We start from the raw sequence: 15,449 nt of genomic DNA, 5'->3' as shown, positions 1-15,449 counted from the left end.
GGGACGGGCACCATGGCCGGTATGGCGGACGTACCCCTGAGAGTGATCATCGTGGACGACTATCCACTGTTCAGGGACGCGATCTGCGCCGCCATGGACGCCGAGCCCGACATGGAGGTCGTCGCCGCGGCCGCCGACGCGGACACCGCCGTCGCCGAGGTGAGCCGCCATCGGCCCGACGTCGTCCTGCTCGACGCCCAGATCCCCGGCGAGGACACCGCGGTGACGCTCGGCCGGCTCCGCGACGCGTCCCCCGACACCCGGGTCGTCATCATCAGCCCGCACGACGAACCGCGGCTCACCCGGCAGCTGCTGCTCCTCGGCGTGTGCGGCTACCTGCTGCTCAGCTCCGGGCTGGAGGAGCTGCTGTCGGCCGTGCGCACCGCGCGGACCGGAAGCGGGCGGATCACCCTGTCGATCTCCCGGACCGGCCTGCGCCGGATGCACGCCGCGCCCGAGGTCAGACTCTCCGAGCGGGAGCGCGGCGTGCTCATGCTGGCGGCCCAGGCCATGCGCAACGCCCAGATCGGTGAACGGCTGCACATCTCCGAGGAGACCGTGAAGCGACATCTGCGAAACGTTTTCGTTAAATTGGACGCCGAATCCAGGATGGACGCCGTGAACAAGGCGATCGAGGCCGGCCTGATTCAGGGCGGCGGGGTGGCGGTCCGGGCGGGCTAGGGGCCGGCCTAGGGGTACCCCCTATGTTTCCTAAGGAATAGTCGGCTTACTCGTTGGCTGCAAGTGCCTGGCGTGCGGGTAAATGTCGTGGTTAGTCTGATTTCGAGTTCGGTCGGCGATAGTGCTCCTACGACCGGAAAGGAAGAGGACGGCCAATGAGGTTTGGCGTACTCGGAACTCTCGAAATCGTCGATGGGGACGAGGTCTACATGCCGAGTGCCCCCAAGGTGTGCCAGGTGCTGAGCCTGCTGCTCATGAGGGCCAATTCGGTGGTCGGCACCGACGCGGTCATCGAGGAATTGTGGGATCAGGCCCCGGTCCGCAGCGCGGTCACCACCGCGCAGACCTACATCTACCAACTGCGAAAGACGCTCATCGCCTACGAGGTGCCCGGCTCCGGTGAGTCGAAGCTCCTCACCCGCCCTCCGGGGTACGTCCTGCGCGTCAAGGACGACGAGCTCGACGCCCAGATCTTCGGCAGGCTCACCTCCCAGGGGCGGCGGCTGCTGGAGGAAGGGCGTTTCGAAGAGGCGCGGAACCGCCTGGGCGAGGCGCTCGCCCTGTGGCGCGGTCCCGCGCTCGCCAACGTCGCACGCGGCCCGCTTCTGGAGGGGCACGTCGCGCGGCTGGAAGAGCTGCGCGTCGAGGCGCTGGAGATGCGCGTCCGCGCCGACCTGGAGCTGGGCCGGCACCGCGAGCTCATCCCCGAGCTGCGCACCATCGTGGCCTCCCACCCGTTGCACGAGTGGTTCCACGGCCGGCTCATCGAGGCGCTGCACCGCTCCGGCCGCCGCGGCGAGGCGTTGCGGGCCTACGAGGACACGCGCCGCATCCTGGACGAGCAGCTGGGCCTGGAGCCGTCATCGGAGCTTCAGGATTTGCAGCTCCAGGTGCTGACCTCGGAACGACCGCGCTCCACCGGCAGCTTCGCCGGGGTGGGCTGAACCGGCCCGACCGAACCGCCCGCACCCCGCACCGTGATCCCGCGACCGTCCTGGACGGCCGCGGGATCACGGTTTCGGCGGGGGTGCGTCGTACTCGCGGGTCACCAGGTCGTGGGCAGGGCGGCCACCAGGCTCCTGGCCTGGACGTTGAGGTAGTTGCCGTGCCGCAGCAGCCCCATGGCCTGGTCGACGGTGATCCAGACGAAGTCCTCGGGAACGTCCCGCGGAGCGAACCCGGCGGGGGCCTCCACGATCATGTAGCGGTTCTGCGCCCGGTAGAACCGGCCGCCCTCCTCGGACTGGATCGAGTCGTGCCTGATCCGCTCGGCCGGCGCGGCCAGCACCTCGGTGAGGTAGGGCGGTGCCGGGCGCCCCTTGTAGTTGCCCGGGATGCACTGGACGGTCGGTGCCAGCTCGGCGCCCGCCAGCGATCCCGCCTCCGTCCGCGCCTGCATGAGGATGTGCAGCACCCCGTCGATCGGCCGGACCAGGAACGCCGACACCCCGGTCGCGTGCGGGTCCAGCAGCGGTTGCGACCAGCTGGCCACCTCGCGGTTGGTCGCCGTCACCTCCGCGCCGACGATCCGGAAGTACCGGCCGTCCTCGTGCGTGATCTCCTCGTAGGACCGGCGCCAGTGCTCGACCTCGTCCAGCGGGATCGTGCGCTGGACGAGCCGCTGGCGGATCCGCGCCTCGGTGAGCAGGCTGAGCACCTCGTCGTCGGTGTGCCGGCCGGGGGCGCCCAGCATCGACCGGCAGAGGGCGGCCCGGTAGCCGTCCCCGTCCGCACCCCGGTCCGCGCCCGCGGCCGCCGCATCGGAGGGGGGTGCGGCGAACGGGACGCAGGACAGGACCGTGCGCGAGTCCATGTTGACCACATTGTCGGCGGTCAGCAGGCGCCGGATCTGGCCGAAGGTGAGCCAGCGGAAGTCCTCGTGCCCGGGGACGTCCTCCTCGGTCTCCACGACGATGTTGCGGTTCCGCTTGTGCAGGAACCACGAGCCCTGCTCGGACTGGAGCGTGTCGACCAGCACCCGGCCCGCCCGCGGAGCGCGGAAGAACTCCACATAGCGGGTGGGGCGCCCGCCGTGCACCCCGGTGTAGTTGCTGTGGGTCGCCTGCACGGTGGGGGACAGCTGGATAGTGTTGACGTTGCCGGGCTCCATCTTCGCCTGCATGAGGCAGTGCAGGACCCCGTCGAACTCCTTCACCAGGATCCCGAGGATCCCGATCTCCGGCTGGTTGATGATGGGCTGTGCCCACCGCCGCTCGTCCACCTGCACCCGCAGGCCCTCGATGGAGAAGAACCGGCCGCTCTCGTGGGACAGGTCGCCGCGTTCGGGATCGATCCGCCAGCCCGCCAGCTCGGAGATCGGGCCGATCGAGACCTCGAAGCGGTTGGCCTCGGTGCGCTCGGCCAGCCACGCGTCCAGCTCGTCGTTGGGCGTCACGCGGCTGTCCCCGGTGAGCGCCGAGAGCGTGAAACGCCGCGGATCGTCCTCGTTCGCGCCGGGCAGGGTCTGTGCGCCCGGCAGGACTCCGGGAGCGGGCCGGTCGATCGTGGTGGTCGTGTCGTCGGTCATGCGGGGCTCCGAATCACTCGTTCCTCAGGGGCTTCCACCAGGCCGGGTTGCTCCGGTACCACTCGACGGTCCGGGCCAGGCCGGTGGCGAAGTCCATGGCGGGCGCGTAGCCGAGCTCGCGGCGGATCTTGGAGTCGTCGATCGCGTACCGCAGGTCGTGGCCCTTGCGGTCCTCGACGTGCTCCACCCGCTCCCAGCCGGCGTCGCAGAGCTCGAGCAGCAGCCCGGTCATCTCCCGGTTGCTGAGCGCCGTCCCGCCGCCGACGTTGTAGACCTGCCCCGCGCGCCCCCGGGTCAGCACCAGCTGCAGGGCGCGGCAGTGGTCGTCGACGTGGATCCACTCCCGCACGTTCGTGCCGTCCCCGTAGAGCGGGACCGTGCCGCCGCTCAGCAGGTTGGTGACGAAACGCGGGATGAGCTTCTCGATGTGCTGGTAGGGGCCGTAGTTGTTGGAGCACCGCGTGACGCGGACGTCCAGGCCGTGGGTGCGCCAGTAGGACCGTGCCACCAGGTCGCTGCTCGCCTTGGAGGAGGCGTACGGCGAGTTCGGCTCCAGCGGCCATTCCTCGGTCCACTGCCCCGTCTCGATCGAGCCGTACACCTCGTCGGTGGACACGTGCACGACCGTCTCGATCCCGGTGCGCAGGGCGGCGTCGAGCACGCTCTGGGTGCCGAGGACGTTCGTGCGCATGAAGTCGGCCGCGCCCACCAGAGACCGGTCGACGTGCGACTCGGCCGCGAAGTGCACGACGGCGTCGTGCCCGCGCATCGTCTCGCGCAGCATGGCCTGGTCGCAGATGTCGCCGCGGACGAGCCGCATCCGGGCGTCGCCGCCCGGGAGGTTGGCGGTCCTGCCGGAGTAGGTGAGGAGGTCCACCACCGTGATCTCGGCGTCCTCGAAGCCGGCGTAGCCGCCCGCCAGCATCGTCCGCACGTAGTGGGACCCGATGAACCCGGCCCCGCCGGTCACGAGCACCCTCATGCCGACCCCTCCACCCGCGAGTGGTCGCCGACCAGCAACCGCCGGTCCGTTCCGCCGAACCGGCCGGCGCAGGCCTCCTCGGCCTCCGCGCGGACCCGCGCCCAGCGGCCGACGAGGGAGCCCCGCAGGCCCTGCACGCCCTGGACGGACGCGCCCTCGAGGATGATCGAGTCGCCCAGCGAGGAGTCGGTGAGCGCGCAGTCCGGGCCGACGGCGGTGTAGGGGCCGATCCGGCAGCCGCTGATCCTGCTGCCGCGGCCGATCACGGCCGGGCCCGCGACGCGCGAGCCGGTCACGACCGCGCCCGGCTCGACGACCACGGTGCCGGTGAGCACGCTGCTCTCGTCGACCTCGCCGCGGACCTCGGCCTCCAGGCGGTCGAGCACGACGCGGTTGCACTCCAGCAGGTCCTCGATGTTGCCGGTGTCCTTCCAGTAGCCGTCGTAGCGGTGGCCGACGACGTCGCCGCCCCGCTCGACCAGGTGCTGGATCGCGTCGGTGATCTCCAGCTCGCCGCGCGCGCTCGGCGCGATCGCCCGGGTGGCGGCGTGGATCTTCGAGGTGAAGAAGTAGACCCCCATCACCGCCAGGTCGCTGCGCGGCCGCTCCGGCTTCTCCACCAGCGCGCTCACCCGGTCGCCGTCGGTCAGCTCGGCCACCCCGAACGCCTGCGGGTCGGGGACCTTGGTGACCAGGATCAGGGCGTCCGGGCGCTCCTCGCGGAACCGGTCGGCGGCCGGCTCGATCCCGTCGGGCAGGACGTTGTCGCCGAGGTACATGACGAAGTCCTCGTCGCCGAGGAAGTCCTCGGCGATGGTCACGCAGTGGGCGAGGCCGAGCGGCGCCTCCTGGTGGATGTAGGTGATCCGCACGCCGTGCCCGGCGCCGTTGCCGAGGGCGGCCTCGATCTCCGCGCGGGTGTCCCCGACGATGATCCCGATCTCGTCGATCCCGAGCCGCCGGAGGTTCCGCAGCACGTGCACCAGGACCGGCGTGTTGGCCACCGGTATCAGCTGCTTCGGAAGGGAATGCGTGAAGGGACGGAGCCGTGAGCCCGTCCCTCCGGACAACACAAGCGCTCTCATCTGTCCTCTTTCATCTGTCCGCTTTCGCGACCGCCGGAGCGGATGGGAGGGGGAGCACCTGATGGTCGGGCGCCGTGCTGGAGGACCGTTCGAAGCCGATTGGTCCCCGCACCGCACCCGTCCGCGGCGGCCCCCGGGCGACCTTGAGCCGGACCGGACGGGGTCTCGAGCCGGCCGCGTGACGATCTGCGGACACCAGCGACCCCGGCGAACGGAGATCTCGGCATGCGTGCGGTCGTGCTCGGCGCGGGCGGTTTCGTCGGACGCCATCTCTGCGGCGTCCTGGCCGCTCGCGGCGCACCACCGGTGGCGGTGGTGCGGAACGCCCCCGGCACCCCGGTGGAGGGCGCCGCACGGACGAGGGTGCTCGACGCGGCGGCGGCTCCGGGCCCGCTGGCCGACCTGCTGCGGCAGGAGGCCCCGGACGTGATCGTCAACGCGGCCGGCGCGGTGTGGGGGGCGGGCGAGGCCCAGATGCTCGAGTCGAACGCGGTGCTCGTCGAGCGGTTGCTCGCCGCGCTGCGCGGCCTCGACCGCCGGCCGCGGCTGATCCAGCTCGGCACCGTCCACGAGTACGGCGCGGCGCCCGCGGGCGGCGCGCTCACCGAGGACGCGCGCGCGGCCCCCGTCAATCCGTACGGCCGCACGAAGCTCTGCGCCACCGAGGCGGTGCTGACCGCCGTACGCGAGGGCGCGGCGGACGCCGTCGTGCTGCGGGTCGCCAACGTCGTCGGGCCCGGAGGGCCGCCGGGGAGCCTGCTCGGCATGGTCGGCGGACGGCTCGCCGAGGCGCACGCCGAGCACCGGCGCGCCCGCGTGCGGCTGGCCACGCTCGGCGGCCATCGCGACATCGTCGACGTGCGCGATCTGGGGCAGGCCGTCCTGGCGGCGATCAAGGCCCGTCCCGCGCCGCCGCTGGTGAACATCGGAGGCGGCCGTGCCGTCGCGGTCGACGGACTGGTGCGGCGGCTCATCGAGATCAGCGGCGTACCGGCCGACCTCGTCATCGAGGACCGGGAACACGAGGACCGGGAACGCGCGGACCGTGCGGCGCACGCGGCGGGCGGGCTCTCGCCCGGGTCGGGTGCGCGCCGGCAGCAACTGGACATCTCCCTGGCCGCCGAGGCGCTCGGCTGGCGGCCGGTGCACTCGCCCGAAGAGTCGCTGCGCGGACTCTGGGCTTCCCTGGCAGAGCCGACCAAGGCGGCGATATGACCGGTGAGAAGGCAGTGCTCGGAGTCGGCGTGATCGGCTGTGCGGACATCGCCCGGCGGCGCGCGATCCCCGCTCTGCGGACGGATCCGCGCGTGCGGCTGGTGGCGGTGGCGTCGCGGAGCGAGGCGAAGGCGCGGGAGTTCGCGGCCGAGTTCGGCTGCGCGGCGGTCGTCGGATACGCGGACCTCCTCGCGCGGCCCGACATCGACGCCGTCTACGTCCCGCTGCCCAGCGGCCTGCACGACGAATGGGCCGGCAAGGCGCTGCGGGCCGGCAAGCACGTGCTCTCCGAAAAGCCCCTGACGACCGGGGCCGCGGCGACCGGACGGCTGGTCGCGACGGCCCGCGACCGCGGGCTGGCGCTGATGGAGAACTTCATGTTCGTCCACCACGCGCAGCACCGGAGGGTGCTGGGGCTGGTGGCGGACGGGGCGATCGGAGAGGTGCGGGCGCTGCACGCCGCGTTCACCATCCCGCGCCGTCCCGACGACGACATCCGCTACCAGGCGGACCTCGGCGGGGGAGCGCTGCTGGACGTCGCCGGGTATCCGATCCGGGCCGCCCGGATGCTGCTGCGAGGGCCGCTGTCGGTGGCCGGCGCGGTGCTGCGGCACGACCCGGAGCTCGGTGTGGACCTGGGCGGCGCCGCGCTGCTGCGGTCGGTGGACGGCGTCACGGCGCATCTCACCTTCGGCCTGGAGAACGCCTACCGCTGCTTCTACGAGCTGTGGGGCACCGAGGGAACGCTGCGGCTCGACCGGGCCTTCACCCCGCCCGCCGACCACAAGCCGCTGGTCCGCGTCGAACGGGCGGACGGGGTCGAGGAGATCGTCCTGGAGCCGGACGACCAGTTCGCCGGTTCCGTCCGCTGCTTCGCCGATCTGGCGCTGTCGGGCGAGGGCCGTGCCCGGTGGGCGCGGGACGCGCTCGAACAGGCGGAACTGGTGGAGGAGATCCGGCGGTCCGCGACGGTCGTGACCGGCGGGAGGCGGGGCGCCTGATGAGGATCATCGGAAACGGCTTCCTGGCCCGGCATCTCGCGCCGCTCGCCGGCTCCCACCAGGGCGTCACGGTGATCGCCGCGGGGGTGTCGGCCGCCGGGGACACCCCGCAGCGCGCCTTCGACCGGGAGGCGGCGCTGCTGTTCGACGTCATCCACGAGTGCGAGCCCGGGGAACGCCTGGTGTTCTTCTCCACGGCCTCGACCGGGATGTACTCGATCCCGGGCGACGAGCCGGGCACCGAGGACGGCCCCGTCTTCCCCGCCACCGCGTACGGCAGGCACAAGTTCGCGCTGGAGGCGGTGCTCGCGGCCTCGGGCGTGGACTATCTGATCCTGCGGCTCGGGCACGTGGTCGGCCCGCACCAGCCGCCGCACCAGCTGCTGCCCGCGCTGGCCAGGCAGGTCCAGGCGGGGGAGGTGCGGATCTACCGCAACGCCAGCCGCGACCTGATCGACATCAGGGACGTCGTGACCATCGTCGACGCGCTGCTGGCCGGCGCCCCCGAGCGGCTGGTCGTGAACGTCGCGTCCGGCGTCCCGGTGCCGGTCGAGAGCATCATCGACCGGGTCGAGACCCTGCTCGGGACGGCGGCGCGGCACACCTATGTGGACGCGCCCGCCGCCGCCCAGCCGGTGTCGACCCGCCGGCTGCGCCGCCTGGTCCCGGCCGTGACCGGGATGGGCTTCGGCCCCGGCTACTACGAGGGGCTCCTCGACCGGTACCTGCCGTACTACGCCGAGGGCGACCTGAAGCTGGAGGCGACACCCGGCTGAGCGGCGGCGGCGCGGGGCGGGAGCGCGCGAGAAGAGGGCCGGGCGGCGATCACCGCCCGGCCCCTCGCGTCCCGGAGTCCCGGATCAGGAGCGCTACCGGATCAGGTGGCCGCGAACACCGAGTCGGACATGACCTCGAAGACGGCGGGCCTCACCGCGGCCACCGCGGCGGTCTTCTGGACGTCCTCGGCGAACTCCGGCTTCCGGAAGGAGGCCTGGAGGGCGCCCATGTCGCGCCACCAGCCGAGGTTGACGTACCCCCCCGCCTGCGACTTGGACTGCAGGAACTCCTGGGCGACGAAGCCGTCCTGCGCGCGCATGAAGTCGGCCTTCGAGGCGAAGCCGCGCTGGAAGCCCTCGGCGGACGCGGGGTCGTCGAGGGTGAAGTCGGTGTAGGCGACGATCCCGGCCTCCGCCGGGTCGGCGCCGGGCGCGACGTACCCGTCCAGCGTCACCGCCTTCGCCGCGGTGAGGTCGCCGAGCAGCATCAGCTCGCCGGTGACCTCGACGAAGAAGCTGAGCTCGCCGATCACCGAACGGTGCGCGTCGGCGTCGCGCCACCAGGTCAGCAGCGCGTACTCGCCGGGCTGCCCGGCACCGCGCAGCAGCAGCGTCCGCCGCAGGCCCGCCGCGCCCGCGACCGCCGTCCGGAACCGGTCCATGGCCTTTTCGAACCGCTCGGTCTCGGCTCGGTAGGCCTCCTTCAGGGAGAACCTGGCAATCGCGATTATCGGCTCGTCCATCGGTGCGACCTTTCGCTGGCTTGGTTGGGCAGCCGAATCGTCACAAGAGCGCTTGGAATGCGGCTCGAACCGGAATCCAGTGAGGCGGCACGGGCCCACCGGCCCGGCCGGCGCGCCGGGTAGTGCATCTGTCAGGTCGAGGTCCTGATTTTCTGCTCTGTTGAGCGTCGAGCCGCGGTTTATATCGTCTCTGCCATGACCAAGTCTGCTGTTTCCGAGGCGGTCGCCACCGACGCCGGAGCACCGGCGGTGAGCTGCGAAGATCTGGTGAAGTCGTTCGGTCGGGTCGAGGCGGTGCGCGGCGTGCGGTTCGCGGTGCGGCCGGGCGAGACCGTGGCCGTGCTCGGCCCGAACGGGGCGGGCAAGTCCACCACCGTCCACATGATGCTCGGCCTGTTCCCGCCGGATGCGGGCTCGATCGAGTTGTTCGGCATGGCGCCGGAGAAGGCCGTGCGGGCCGGCCGGGTCGGCGCCATGCTGCAGGAGGGCCAGCTCGTGCCGCGGGTGACCGTGGGCGAGCTGGTGGGCTTCGTCGCCGGCACGTACGGCTCCCAGGCTCCCGCCGTCCCGCACACGCTCGAGCTCGCGCAGATCGCGGACCTGGCGGGACGCCGGGTGGACAAGCTCTCCGGCGGCCAGATGCAGCGCGTGCGGTTCGCGCTCGCGCTGGCGGGCGGCGCGCGGCTGGTCGTGCTGGACGAGCCGACGGCGGCGCTGGACGTCGAGTCGCGGCGCCAGCTCTGGAAGGCCATGCGCGACTACGCCGCCAAGGGCAACACGGTGGTCTTCACCACCCACTACCTCGAAGAGGCCGATGACAACGCCGACCGCATCATCGTCATCGCCAAGGGGCAGGTGATCGCGGACGGCCCGGCCGAGGAGATCAAGAAGGCCGCGGGCGGCCGCACGGTCGCGTTCCGCCACGAGGACCAGGACCCGGACGAGCTGGCCGCGCTGCCCGGCGTGAACGAGGTGAAGGTCCTGCACGGCAGGGTCGTGCTGACCACCACCGACTCCGACGCCACCGTCGCGGCGCTCGCCGGCGCCGGCCTCCCGATGCGCGACCTGGAGGTCGCGGGCGCCGACCTGGAGGACGCCTTCGTGGCCCTCACCTCGGCGAGCGCCGAAGGGGGCGCGGGCTGATGCCCGCCTACCTGCGGCTGGAGCTGCGCCGCCTCGCGCGCGACGGCGGCTACCTGATGGCGAGCCTGGTGGTGCCGGTCGCCATCTATCTCTTCCTCGGCCAGGGCTCCCACGGCGACCTGGTGCAGAACCTCGTCGGAACGGCCGGGTTCGGCGCGCTCGGCGTCGTGGTGACCAACGGCACCAGCATCGCCGAGGACCGTTCGCGCGGCTGGCTGCGGCTGCTGCGGCTGACGCCGCTCAGCCCGCTGGACGTCGTCGTCGCCCGCGGGCTGTGCGCGATGGTCCTCGCGGTGCTCCCCATCGCGCTCATCAGCCTGCTCGGCGCGTTCTACAAGCACGTCCCGCTGGGCGCCGGAGAGTGGGTCGCCACCCTGCTCGCCCTGTGGTTCGGCATCGCGCCGCTCGCCCTGCTCGGACTCAGCGTGGGCTACCTGTGCGAGGCCCGTATGGCGCAGGTCGTCGGCACGCTGGTGTACGTGGGCCTCAGCCTGCTCGGCGGGCTGTTCGTCGGGCTGGACTCCTTCCCCGGATGGTTGCGGGCCCTCGCCAAGTTCAACCCGGTCTACGGCTACGGCGAGTTCACCCGGAAGGTCGGCGAGGGCGGTGCCCCGCCCGCGCTCTCCACGTTCGTCCTGCTCGCCTGGACCGCGGCCTTCGCCGCCCTCGCGGCCTTCGCCTACCGCCGCAGCGGCCGCTACAGCTGACCGTGGCGCCCCGGGCCGCACCGGCGGGCACCGGGGGCGGCTCGGAATCAGGTCGGCTCGGACGAGCCTCCAACCGTCCAAGACCGCGCGTTGAGCGGTGACCGTCACGCTCTCTCGGCAAGGGTTACGTCCCATCGAGATGAGGTGACGTCATGCGTGTCCTCGTTGTGGCGCACGGCCCGGCCCACGTTCCCTGGATCATCCCGCTGAGCTGGGCGTGCCGGCTCGCCGGGCACGAGGTCCGGGTCGCGGCGCGGCCGGAGTGCGTCGGGCTGGTCACCCGGTCCGGCCTGCCCGCGGTGTCCATCGGCGACGACGACGCCAGCCGCACCGCCTCGGCGGTGCCGGTGCGGCCCGCCCTGGCGCGCCGCCGGGCGCCGGTGCCGCCGACCCGCGAAGGCCGCCCGGCCGGGCTGACCCCCGAGATCCAGGCCGCGCTGACGGCCAAGATGATCGGCATCGCCGACCTGGTCGCCGACGACCTGGTCGCGTTCGCCCGTTCCTGGCGGCCCGACCTGGTGCTGCACGACACCGCGGCGGCCGCCGGGCTGGTCGCCGCGGCGGTGACCGGGGTCCCGGCGGTCGGCAACTCCTGGGGGCTCGCCGCCGGGGTGGCGGTGGAGAAGCCGGAGGACGTCACCCCCGAGTACGCCCGGCTGTTCGAGCGGTTCGGCGTGGAACCGCTGGTCGGTCCGGCGACCTGGATCGACGCCTGCCCGCCGCGGCTGCGCCCCGACCATCCGGTGCGCCGCGTCGACATGCGCTTCGTGCCGTACGGCGGCCCGGGGATCCTCCAGGACTGGGTGGGCGCCCCGCGCACCCGCCCCCGGATCTGCGTGACCGGCGGCGTGACCACCGCGTCGCTGGAGGGCTTCCTCGGCCGGACGATCCACGCCGTCCAGGAGCTCGGCGCGGAGGTCGTGGTGGCCGGGCACGGCGGCGAGGGGCTGCCGGACGGCGTGCGCGCCGTCGAGTCGTTCCCGCTGGACGTGCTGCTGCCCACCTGCGACGCCGTCGTGCACCACGGCGGGTTCGGCACCGGGATGATCGCGCTCGACGCCGGGATCCCGCAGGTCGTGGTGCCGCAGAACAGCGCGCAGGAGCACTGGGGCGACCTGGTCGAGTCCGCGGGCGCCGGGATCAGCCTGAACGACCCGGAGCTGCCCGGCGCCGCCGCTATCGGCACGGCCGTCTCCGCCGTGATCGGCGGCAGCGGCTACGTCTCGCGCGCCCGCCTGGTGCAGGCGGAGATCGCCGTGATGCCCGATCCGGCCGACGTGGTCGGCTTCCTCGAAGAGCACGCCGGTGAGCCGGCCTAGCGGGCCGGACGGATCGGGACGGAGAGATCAGATGGCTGCCACGCGCTACACGCGGGGTCAGACGATGCACGAGCTGTTCCAGTGGTGCGCGCGCCGCCGGCCCGACGCGACCGCGATCGTCCACGGCGACCGGCACGTCACCTACGCCGAGCTCGACGCCGCCTCCGACGACCATGCCGCGGAGCTGGAGGCGGCGGGGGTCGGCCCGGGCCGGTTCGTCGCCGTGCTGATGAACCGCTCGCCGCAGATGATCGCCGTGCTGCTCGCGATCCTGAAGCGGGGGGCCGCCTACGCGGCCCTCGACGGCCGGTGGCCGCCGAGCAGGCTGGCCAGGCTGGTGGCCCGCCTGGAGGCGCCGCTCGTCGTGACCGACACCGCGACCGAGGCCGCGGTGGACGGACTGTCCGCCGCGGTGGTCGCCGGCCTGCCCGCGCCGGTCTGGCACCTGACCGAGCCGGACCCGGAAGCGGCGGCGGCGCGCGGCCGCAGGCCCGGGCCGGTGCGGGTCGGCGCGGCCGACCCCGCCGTGGTCTTCTTCACCTCCGGCTCGACCGGCACGCCGAAGGGCGTGGTGTGCCCGCACGCCGGAATGGTGCGGCTGTGGGACGACTGCGCCTTCCTCGACATCGGCCCCGGCGTCGTCATGCCGCAGGCCGCGCCGGCGACCTGGGACGGGTTCGTGCTGGACTGCTGGAGCGTGCTGCTCACCGGCGGCACCACCGTGCTGCTGGACGAGCCCGTGCTCGTGCCCCGCATGCTGCGGCGGCTCATCGAGCGCGACGGTGTGAACGCCGGTTTCCTCACGACGTCGCTGTTCAACTCCCTGGTGGGGGCCGACGTCGACGCGTTCGCGGGCCTCCGCTGGCTGATCATCGGCGGCGAGCGCGCCTCCGCCGCGCACGCCCGCCGGTTTCTGGACCGGCACCCGCGGGCGCGCCTGCTGAACATGTACGGGCCCGCCGAGTGCTCCGTCGGCGTGACGATCGGCGACATCCGGCCGGAGGACTGCGCGGACCCGGCGGGCATCCCGCTGGGCGAGACGGTGACCGGCACCGAGATCCACGTGCTGGACGGCGACCGGGTCTGCGCCCCGGGGGAGATCGGGGAGATCTGCCTCGGCGGCGCCGGGCTGGCCCACGGGTACGTGAACGACCCCGAGCTGACCGCCCGCCGGTTCCGGCACGTCGTGCTGGACGGCGAGCCGCGGCGGCTCTACCGCAGCGGCGACCTCGGGCACTGGTCGCCGGACGGGCGGCTCTACTTCGACGGCCGCGACGACCGGCAGGTCAAGATCCGCGGGCATCGCATCGAGCCGGGCGAGATCGAGGAGGCGGCCCTCGGCGTCCCGGGGATCGCCGAGGCGGTCGTCGTTCCGATCGCCGGGCCCGACGGCGCCTACCGGGAGCTGGGCCTGTGCTACGTCGCGGCCGGCTCGGACGCGTCGGGATCCGGCTCGCCGGAGTCGGGCTCGCCGGCGCCCGGTCCGTCGGAGGGGGCCGTGCGGGCCGCGCTGGCCGCCCGCCTGCCCGGCTACCTCGTGCCGGGGCCGGTCCGCGGCGTGGCGGCCCTGCCGCTGTTAACCAACGGCAAGGCCGACCTGACCGAGTTACGAGCTCTGCTGGACGAGGCCCGGGAACCGGTGGAGGCCGGAGCCGCGACGGATCCGGCCGACGGCACGGAGGCGGAGGTCGCGGCCGCGTTCTGCGAGGTCCTCGGCGTCCCCTCGGTGCCGCCCGACGTCTCGTTCTTCACCCTCGGCGGCAACTCGCTGGACGTCGCGCGGCTGTGCACCCGGCTGGATTCGGTCCTCGGCTTAGCCGTCCCCGCGTCGCGCGTGTTCGCCGCCCACACCGTGCGCGAGCTGGCGGCCTGGGCCGACTCGGTCGGCGAGGAGAACCCGCCGGCGGCGCGCCCGGCCGGCGCCGGTGCGGAGATTCCGCTCTGTCCTCAGCAGCGGCTCTTCCTGTGGTCGGCGGACGAGGATCAAAGCGACGAGTCGGATCTCTGCCGGATGGCCTGGTGGATCGACGGGGCCGTGGACACCCGCGCCCTGGAGGCCGCCGTACGCGACGTGCACCGGCGGCACGAGTCGCTGCACGCCGCGTACCGCGGCGGGCCGGATGCCACCGCGCTGCTGCCCGACGACCCCGGCGAGCCGGAGTTACACCATCTGCCCGAGGCGACCTCTCCGGAGTCCGCCGAGAAGCGGCTGACCGAGACGCTGTTCCGGCCGCTGCGCGTGATGGAGGGCAAGGTCTGGCGATGCGCGCTCGTGCGTTGCGGCGAGCGCGCGCTGTTCGGGCTCACCGTGCACCACGTCGCGTTCGACGGGCTTTCGGAGAGCGTCATGGCGCGCGAGCTCGGCATCGCCTACACCGCGCGCCTGCACGGGCGGGAGCCGGAGTTCGCCGGTCCTGGGACCGTTCTGCGCGACCTGTGGGCGGAGTACCAGCGCGGGCTGGACCTGGTGGACCTCGGCGGCCAGCGCCGGTACTGGCTGGACACCGTCCCGCACATGCGCGGCGTCTCCCTGGACTCCTTCCGTACGGGCACCTCCGAGGCGTCGGCCGGACCCAAGGCGGCCGTGCGGCGCGAGGTGGACGCCGGGCGCCTGGAGCCGTGGGACCTGCTCGCACGCAAGCAGGGCACGACCCGGACCGGCTGCCTGCTCACGGTCTTCGGCCTGGTGCTGCACCGGCTCACCGGCCAGGAGGACTTCACGGTCAAGATCCCCGTGGCCCACCGGGGCGGCATCCGGCAGGCCCACTCGGTCACCTGCCGGGTCGACCTGCTCTGCGTCCGGCCGAAGCCGTCGGGCGGCGGTCTCGACCACGCCCTCGCCGAGATCGGCGCGGCACTCGGCGCCCAGGACGTCCCGTTCGTCGACGTGGCGCGGCTGATGGCGGCGTCCGGCCGGATCGGCGAGCTGGCCGGGATGCCGAGCTTCCTCCTCCAGGACGACCCGCCGCCGGTGCTGTCCCTGCCCGGCTGCGAGACCGCGCTCCGGCGGCTGGACACCGCCACGATGAGCACCGAGCTGGAGCTGGACGTCCGGCCGGCCGGCGCCGGCGGGATCGCCGTGACGACCGCGGTCCGCACCGACCGCTTCCCGGCGTCGCTGGCCCGCCGCATCACCGACGAATACGTGCGGATACTGCACCAGAGCCCCGACGGCCTGTAGCCCCCGCCATGCCGGTCGCGGCCCCCACGCGGCCCGAGGCGGCCTTGAGGGGTGCTCGAGGGGCGCTTGAGCGCCGCGGCCGAAGCTTT

General features: G+C 73.1%; 13 protein-coding genes. 9 read left to right on the top strand and 4 right to left on the bottom strand.

Going from position 1 to position 15,449, the window contains the following annotated elements:
* Positions 1-21 precede the first annotated feature (21 nt).
* Complete coding sequence (locus tag F8568_RS25465; RefSeq protein WP_202125328.1) at positions 22-681, top strand: response regulator transcription factor; 660 nt, start codon at positions 22-24, stop codon at positions 679-681.
* A gap of 155 nt (positions 682-836) precedes the next feature.
* Positions 837-1,625: an AfsR/SARP family transcriptional regulator gene (locus F8568_RS25460; RefSeq protein WP_151596219.1), complete on the top strand. Its 789-nt coding sequence runs from the start codon at positions 837-839 to the stop codon at positions 1,623-1,625.
* Positions 1,626-1,726: 101 nt separating this feature from the next.
* Here the strand turns inward: F8568_RS25460 and F8568_RS25455 are convergent, their stop codons facing one another.
* From F8568_RS25455 to F8568_RS25445, 3 genes are read right to left on the bottom strand one after another with little or no spacing between them, the layout of a single operon-like run.
* On the bottom strand, positions 1,727-3,208 hold the full coding sequence (locus F8568_RS25455) for an NDP-hexose 2,3-dehydratase family protein (protein WP_151596218.1): 1,482 nt from the start codon (positions 3,206-3,208) through the stop codon (positions 1,727-1,729).
* Between the two features lie 13 nt (positions 3,209-3,221).
* Positions 3,222-4,190, bottom strand: a complete 969-nt coding sequence (gene rfbB, locus F8568_RS25450) for a dTDP-glucose 4,6-dehydratase (protein WP_151596217.1) — start codon at positions 4,188-4,190, stop codon at positions 3,222-3,224.
* Entirely contained in the window at positions 4,187-5,275 is a 1,089-nt protein-coding gene (locus F8568_RS25445) for a glucose-1-phosphate thymidylyltransferase (protein WP_151596216.1), read from the bottom strand. Before F8568_RS25445 ends, rfbB begins: the two co-directional genes overlap by 4 nt.
* Positions 5,276-5,500: 225 nt before the next feature.
* Here F8568_RS25445 and F8568_RS25440 point away from each other — a divergent pair, with 225 nt between their 5' ends.
* The 3 genes from F8568_RS25440 to F8568_RS25430 are packed head-to-tail and all read left to right on the top strand — an operon-like array spanning position 5,501 to position 8,267.
* Entirely contained in the window at positions 5,501-6,490 is a 990-nt protein-coding gene (locus F8568_RS25440; protein WP_151596215.1) for an NAD-dependent epimerase/dehydratase family protein, read from the top strand.
* Positions 6,487-7,491, top strand: coding sequence for a Gfo/Idh/MocA family protein (locus F8568_RS25435; RefSeq protein WP_151596214.1), 1,005 nt, complete (start codon positions 6,487-6,489; stop codon positions 7,489-7,491). Before F8568_RS25440 ends, F8568_RS25435 begins: the two co-directional genes overlap by 4 nt.
* Entirely contained in the window at positions 7,491-8,267 is a 777-nt protein-coding gene (locus F8568_RS25430) for an NAD-dependent epimerase/dehydratase family protein (RefSeq protein ID WP_151596213.1), read from the top strand. Before F8568_RS25435 ends, F8568_RS25430 begins: the two co-directional genes overlap by 1 nt.
* A gap of 101 nt (positions 8,268-8,368) precedes the next feature.
* On the opposite strand, the gene F8568_RS25425 is transcribed toward F8568_RS25430, so the two are convergent.
* Complete coding sequence (locus tag F8568_RS25425) at positions 8,369-9,010, bottom strand: antibiotic biosynthesis monooxygenase family protein (RefSeq protein ID WP_151596212.1); 642 nt, start codon at positions 9,008-9,010, stop codon at positions 8,369-8,371.
* 195 nt (positions 9,011-9,205) lie between these two features.
* Between F8568_RS25425 and F8568_RS25420 the strand changes: the two genes are divergently transcribed.
* The 4 genes from F8568_RS25420 to F8568_RS25405 all read left to right on the top strand — a co-directional run bounded on the left by F8568_RS25420 (position 9,206) and on the right by F8568_RS25405 (position 15,360).
* On the top strand, positions 9,206-10,153 hold the full coding sequence (locus F8568_RS25420) for an ABC transporter ATP-binding protein (protein WP_151596211.1): 948 nt from the start codon (positions 9,206-9,208) through the stop codon (positions 10,151-10,153).
* Positions 10,153-10,860, top strand: coding sequence for an ABC transporter permease (locus F8568_RS25415; protein WP_151596210.1), 708 nt, complete (start codon positions 10,153-10,155; stop codon positions 10,858-10,860). Before F8568_RS25420 ends, F8568_RS25415 begins: the two co-directional genes overlap by 1 nt.
* Positions 10,861-11,012: 152 nt before the next feature.
* Positions 11,013-12,179 (top strand): nucleotide disphospho-sugar-binding domain-containing protein, encoded by a 1,167-nt coding sequence (locus tag F8568_RS25410; protein WP_151596209.1) that lies wholly within the window; start codon positions 11,013-11,015, stop codon positions 12,177-12,179.
* Positions 12,180-12,210: 31 nt separating this feature from the next.
* On the top strand, positions 12,211-15,360 hold the full coding sequence (locus F8568_RS25405) for a non-ribosomal peptide synthetase (RefSeq protein ID WP_151596208.1): 3,150 nt from the start codon (positions 12,211-12,213) through the stop codon (positions 15,358-15,360).
* Positions 15,361-15,449 lie beyond the last annotated feature (89 nt).

Origin of the sequence: Actinomadura physcomitrii, assembly GCF_008923205.2 — a bacterium.
In the GTDB taxonomy this organism is placed as follows: Bacteria; Actinomycetota; Actinomycetes; order Streptosporangiales; family Streptosporangiaceae; genus Spirillospora; species Spirillospora physcomitrii.
This window is presented reverse-complemented; position numbering and strand designations above follow the sequence as displayed.

Excerpts from the sequence above, each read along its gene's own strand:
- F8568_RS25465 (WP_202125328.1), top strand. The coding sequence starts at position 22 with ATGGCGGACGTACCCCTGAGAGTGATCATCGTGGACGACTATCCACTG.
- F8568_RS25460 (WP_151596219.1), top strand. The coding sequence starts at position 837 with ATGAGGTTTGGCGTACTCGGAACTCTCGAAATCGTCGATGGGGACGAG.
- F8568_RS25455 (WP_151596218.1), bottom strand. The coding sequence starts at position 3,208 with ATGACCGACGACACGACCACCACGATCGACCGGCCCGCTCCCGGAGTC.
- rfbB (WP_151596217.1), bottom strand. The coding sequence starts at position 4,190 with ATGAGGGTGCTCGTGACCGGCGGGGCCGGGTTCATCGGGTCCCACTAC.
- F8568_RS25445 (WP_151596216.1), bottom strand. The coding sequence starts at position 5,275 with ATGAGAGCGCTTGTGTTGTCCGGAGGGACGGGCTCACGGCTCCGTCCC.
- F8568_RS25440 (WP_151596215.1), top strand. The coding sequence starts at position 5,501 with ATGCGTGCGGTCGTGCTCGGCGCGGGCGGTTTCGTCGGACGCCATCTC.
- F8568_RS25435 (WP_151596214.1), top strand. The coding sequence starts at position 6,487 with ATGACCGGTGAGAAGGCAGTGCTCGGAGTCGGCGTGATCGGCTGTGCG.
- F8568_RS25430 (WP_151596213.1), top strand. The coding sequence starts at position 7,491 with ATGAGGATCATCGGAAACGGCTTCCTGGCCCGGCATCTCGCGCCGCTC.
- F8568_RS25425 (WP_151596212.1), bottom strand. The coding sequence starts at position 9,010 with ATGGACGAGCCGATAATCGCGATTGCCAGGTTCTCCCTGAAGGAGGCC.
- F8568_RS25420 (WP_151596211.1), top strand. The coding sequence starts at position 9,206 with ATGACCAAGTCTGCTGTTTCCGAGGCGGTCGCCACCGACGCCGGAGCA.
- F8568_RS25415 (WP_151596210.1), top strand. The coding sequence starts at position 10,153 with ATGCCCGCCTACCTGCGGCTGGAGCTGCGCCGCCTCGCGCGCGACGGC.
- F8568_RS25410 (WP_151596209.1), top strand. The coding sequence starts at position 11,013 with ATGCGTGTCCTCGTTGTGGCGCACGGCCCGGCCCACGTTCCCTGGATC.
- F8568_RS25405 (WP_151596208.1), top strand. The coding sequence starts at position 12,211 with ATGGCTGCCACGCGCTACACGCGGGGTCAGACGATGCACGAGCTGTTC.